Below are 4,675 nucleotides of genomic sequence, written 5' to 3'. Positions count from 1 at the left end.
GCCTGCGGGCCCGGCCTGCGCCGGGCGCGCGCATCACTGCCGCCGCTGGAGCCCGGCCCTCAGCCGGCCGGAGCCGAGGGGCCCGCGCTGACGGCCCGTGAGCTGGAGGTGCTGCATCTGGTGGCGCAGGGGCTGAGCAACAAGCAGGTCTCGCGCGAGCTGCAGATCTCCGAGCACGGTGTGAAGCGGCACGTGGGCAACGTGCTGACCAAGCTGAACTGCCCCAACCGCACGCTGGCCGTGGTGCGCGCGCTGGAGGACGGGCTGATCGCGGTCTGACCGGACCTCAGCGAGGTGCCACGGCAGAGGAGCCGCCGATCCGCTCGACCAACTCCCGCTTGAGTACCTTGCCGCTCGGCCCGAGCGGGAACGCGTCGGAGAACTCCACCACGCGCGGGTACTTGTACGCGGCCAGCCGCTCCTTGCTCCAGGCGACGATCCGCGCGCCCAGGGCCGCGTCCGCCACGAACCCCGCGCGCGGGATCACCACCGCGCACACCTCCTGGCCGAGCCGCTGGTCCGGGATGCCGATCACCGCCACCTGTGCGACGGCCGGGTGGTGCACCAGCACCTCCTCGATCTCCCTCGGGTACACGTTGTACCCGCCGCGCAGCACCAGGTCCTTCTTCCGGTCGACGATCGACAGGTAGCCGTCCTCGTCCTTGACCCCGAGGTCGCCCGAGCGGAACCATCCGTCCACCAGCACCTCGGCGGTCGCCTCCGGCCGCCCCAGGTAGCCGGCCATCACGTTGTGGCCGCGCACCACGATCTCGCCGACCGTGCCGGCCGGCAGCAGCTCGATCCGGCCCTCCAGCTCGGACCGGGCGATCTCCACCTCGACGCCCCAGACCGGTCGGCCCACCGTGCCCGGCTTGCAGGGCCAGGCCCGCTGGTTGTAGGCGACCACGGGCGAGGTCTCGGTCAGCCCGTAGCCCTCGTAGATGGTGCAGCCGAAGACGGCCTGGAACTCCTCCAGCACCTTCACCGGCAGCGCCGAGCCGCCGGAGAACGCCCGGTCCAGCGGCGGGCGCAGGGGAGTGCGGGCGGCCGCGTCGAGCAGTGCCAGGTACATCGTCGGCACGCCCATGAACACCGTGCAGCCGTGCTCCGTCATCAGCTCCAGCGCGCTCGCGGCCTCGAAGCGGTCCGTCAGCACCATCGTGGCGCCGGCCCGGAAGCAGGTGAGCATCCCGCAGATCTGGCCGAAGGTGTGGAACAGCGGCAGGCAGCCGAACAGCACGTCGTCCGGCCGGAAGTCGAAGGGGGAGAGCATCCCGACGGTGACGTTCATGGTGACGCTCAGCTGGGTCAGCATCGCGCCCTTCGGCCGGCCGGTGGTGCCGGAGGTGTACAGGATCACCGCCAGGTCGTCCGGCGCGCACGGCAGGTGGGCGGGGACCGGCTCGGCCCGCTCGGCGAGCAGGTCGAGGCGCGGCGCCTCGCGCTCCTGCTCGGCCCGCACCGTGAGCAGCGGCACGTCGGCGATCTCCGCGCCCTTGCGGCCCTCGGCCAGCAGCGGGCCCGCGCAGACCAGCGCCCTGGCGCCGCTGTCGCGCAGCACGTACTCGATCTCACGGGCCTTGAGCAGTGCGTGCATCGGCACCACGACCGCGCCGAGCGAGAGCACCGCGAAGTAGACCGGGGGGAACTCCAGGCCGTTCGGCAGCAGCAGCGCCACCCGGTCGCCGGGGCCGATCCCCCGCTCCTTCAGAACCGTCGCGTACTGCCGTGAACGGAACCAGAGTTCACGGTACGTCAGGCGCTCGCCGGCGAAGTCGATCGCCGGGTGGTCCGGGCGTCGTGCCGCCGACTCGGCGAGCACGGCTGCGAGTGAAAGGGTCACCGGTCCTCCGCTCATGGTGGGTGGTCGGGAATGAAGGGTGCCGGCGGTCGGCAGCGCGAACGCTCCGACCGCCGGCGCGGGGCTCAGGCCCGGGTGCGCGGGATCTCCAGCTCCTGCCACACGGTGTCCAGTGCCTCGGCGAACTTCTCCACGTCGGCGGTGGTGTGGGTGGCGGACGGCGCGATCCGCAGGATCTCCTCGCCCTCCCTGACGCTGGGGGCGTTGATCGACTGCACGTAGATGCCGTAGCGCTCCAGCAGCAGCTCGGAGGCCCGGCGGCAGCGGGCGTCCTCGCCGACGAAGGCCGAGACGATGTGCGACATCGGTGACACGAAAGGGATCTGACGTGCGGTCAGCAACCGGTGCAGCAACTGGGCGTTGGCGGCCAGCCGCTCGCGCTCCTGGTCGGAGCCGGAGAGGTGGCGCACCGCGGCGAGCGCGGCGGCCGCGACCGCCGGGGGCAGCGAGGTGGTGAAGATGAAGCCGCGGGCGAAGCTGCGCACCGCGTCCACCATCGCGGCGGGGCCGGCGATGTAGCCGCCGGAGGTGCCGAAGCCCTTGGCCAGGGTGCCCATCACCACGGTGAACTCGTCGGCGATGCCCTCGCGGGCGGCGATGCCGGCACCGCGCGGACCGTACATGCCGACCGCGTGCACCTCGTCGACGTAGGTGGTGGCACCGTACTTCTTCGCGAGGGCGGCGATCTCGGACAGCGGCGCGATGTCACCGGACATCGAGTACACCGACTCCAGTACCACCAGCTTGGGGCGGTCGCCGTCGGCCTGGAGCAGCTCCTCCAGGTGCGCGACGTCGTTGTGGCGGAAGATCCGCTTCTCGGCGCCGGCGTGCCGCAGGCCGTCGATGATCGAGGCGTGGTTCAGCTGGTCCGAGTAGACCACGGTGCCCGGCATCCGGCCCGCGAGCACCGTCAGCGCGGCGTCGTTGGCGGTGTAGCCGGAGCTGAAGATCAGCGCCGCCTCCTTGCCGTGCAGTGCGGCCAGCTCCTGCTCCAGCAGGACGTGGTAGTGGTTGGTGCCGCCGATGTTGCGGGAGCCGCCGGAGCCGGCGCCGAACGCGTCGACGGCCTCCTTCATGGCGGTCAGCACGGTGGGGTTCTGGCCCATGCCGAGGTAGTCGTTGCTGCACCAGACGCTGATCTCCCGCTCGGCGCCCGACTGGCCCTCGCGCGCGCTGGCGTTCGGAAAGCGGCCGGCGTGCCGGCCTATCTCCAGGAACTGCCGGCTCTGCTCGGCGAACTCCTGCATCTCCTGGGTGAAGAAGTCCAGGTGTGCGGTCATTGTGGTCACTCGCTCTCTAGATGACGGTGCGCAGGGCGCGCAGCCGAGGTTTGTCCGGCTTGCCGGCGGAGTTCAACGGGAGCTCGTCGAGCACCGCGATCTGTTCGGGTGCGTGCACCGCGGACAGCGCCTCGGTCACGTGGGCGCGGATCTGTTCGACGGTGGTCCGCGCGCCCGGCTTCAGCACCACGGCGGCGTGCAGGTGCTCGATGTTGTCCGTGTCCCGGACGCCGAAGACCGCGGCGTGCGCCACACCGGGCAGGGTGAGGATCACCCGTTCGACCACCGCCGGGTGGACCTTCACGCCCTTGGTCTTCACCACGTCGGCCATCCGGTCGACCAGGTAGAGGTAGCCCTCCTCGTCGAGCCGGCCGATGTCGCCGGTGCGGATCCAGCCGTCGATCAGCACCTTCGCGGTCAGCTCGGGCTCGCCCCAGTAGCCGTCCATCACGTGCGGGGAGCGGAACCACACCTCGCCGGCGTCGCCGATGCCGATCTCCGCGCCGGTCTCCGGGTCGCAGACCTTGACCTCGACCCCGGGGAACGGGCGCCCCACCGAGGAGCGCAGCCGCGGCTCCAGGTGATCGAACGGGTCGAGGTTGGTGACCGGGCCGCCCTCGGTGGCGCCGTAGGCCTGGGACAGGCGGGTCCCGAAGGTCTCGACGGCGTCGGCCAGTCGGGCCGGGGCCGCGGCGCTGCCGGCGTACATCAGCAGCCGGAGCGTGGTCAGGTCGGCGGTGCGGGCGTCCGGGTGGTCGAGCAGCCGGTACAGGTGCTCGGTGGCCATGAAGGTCCGGGTGATCCGCTGCTCCGCGACCTCGCGCAGCACCGCGCCGGGCTCGAACTCCTCGTGCAGCACGACCACGCCGTGCGACAGCAGCGCCGCGTCGGCCATCGGCCCGACGGTGTGGCTCAGCGGGGTGGTGACCAGTATCCGGGGGTGGTCGGCCTCGCGCATCGAGCTCCGGTTCATCCGGACGATGCTGTTCCAGGCCCGGTTCGACATCCGCATGCCTTTGGGCCGGCCGGTGCTGCCGCTGGTGAACGTGACCACCGCGACGCCCCGCTCGTCCACCGCGGTCTGTGCCTCGGCCGGGTCGCCGAGCTCCGCGGCCGGCACCGGGGTCACCGGGACGGCCTGCGCCACGTCCAGCCCGAAGCCGGTGAGCACCGGCGAGCCGGTCAGCAGCTCGGCCAACTCCTGTGCGCGGGAGGAGTTCTGGGCGTCGGTGAAGAGCACGGTGGCGCCGGTGTCCCGCAGGATTCCGAGCTGGCCCTCGATCGGCAACCGCCGCTGGGACGAGCCCGGATTGGTGGTGCCGAGGTAGCAGACCGCCGCGCCGAGCAGATGGGCGGCGTAGCGAGCGCCGAGCATGTCGGGGCTGTTGGGCGCCACCAGGACGCCCATCATCGTGCCGGGGCCGACCCCGAGGCCGCGTAGCACCCGGACCGCGCCCGCCACCGAATCCGCGAACTCGCCGGCGGACACGGGCCCGCCGTGCCAGTGCAGTACGGCGCGGTCCGGATCGGCGGT

Annotated in this window: 4 protein-coding genes; 1 reads left to right on the top strand and 3 read right to left on the bottom strand. The window is 72.0% G+C overall.

The genetic code is table 11. From position 1 onward, the window contains the following. Positions 1-279, top strand: a 279-nt coding sequence (locus ACFRMQ_RS35985) for a response regulator transcription factor (RefSeq protein WP_380735030.1), incomplete at its 5' end; no start/stop codon positions are given. Positions 280-286: 7 nt separating this feature from the next. On the opposite strand, the gene ACFRMQ_RS35980 is transcribed toward ACFRMQ_RS35985, so the two are convergent. From ACFRMQ_RS35980 to ACFRMQ_RS35970, 3 genes are all read right to left on the bottom strand, one after another. Continuing rightward, positions 287-1,843 (bottom strand): long-chain fatty acid--CoA ligase, encoded by a 1,557-nt coding sequence (locus ACFRMQ_RS35980; protein ID WP_380735029.1) that lies wholly within the window; start codon positions 1,841-1,843, stop codon positions 287-289. Between the two features lie 83 nt (positions 1,844-1,926). Next, a complete protein-coding gene (gene hemA, locus ACFRMQ_RS35975) occupies positions 1,927-3,141 on the bottom strand; it encodes a 5-aminolevulinate synthase (RefSeq protein ID WP_380735028.1) in 1,215 nt (404 codons plus the stop codon). Between the two features lie 16 nt (positions 3,142-3,157). Beyond that, a partial coding sequence (locus ACFRMQ_RS35970) for a class I adenylate-forming enzyme family protein (protein WP_380735027.1) occupies positions 3,158-4,675 on the bottom strand: 1,518 nt, incomplete at its 5' end.

It is taken from the genome of Kitasatospora sp. NPDC056783, assembly GCF_042789895.1.
In the GTDB taxonomy this organism is placed as follows: domain Bacteria; phylum Actinomycetota; class Actinomycetes; order Streptomycetales; family Streptomycetaceae; genus Kitasatospora.
Note: the sequence above shows the minus strand (reverse complement) of the source record. Positions and strands in the feature narration are given on the sequence as shown.

Bases quoted from the DNA above. Each gene is read 5' to 3' on its own strand.
- hemA (WP_380735028.1), bottom strand. From the start codon at position 3,141: ATGACCGCACACCTGGACTTCTTCACCCAGGAGATGCAGGAGTTCGCC.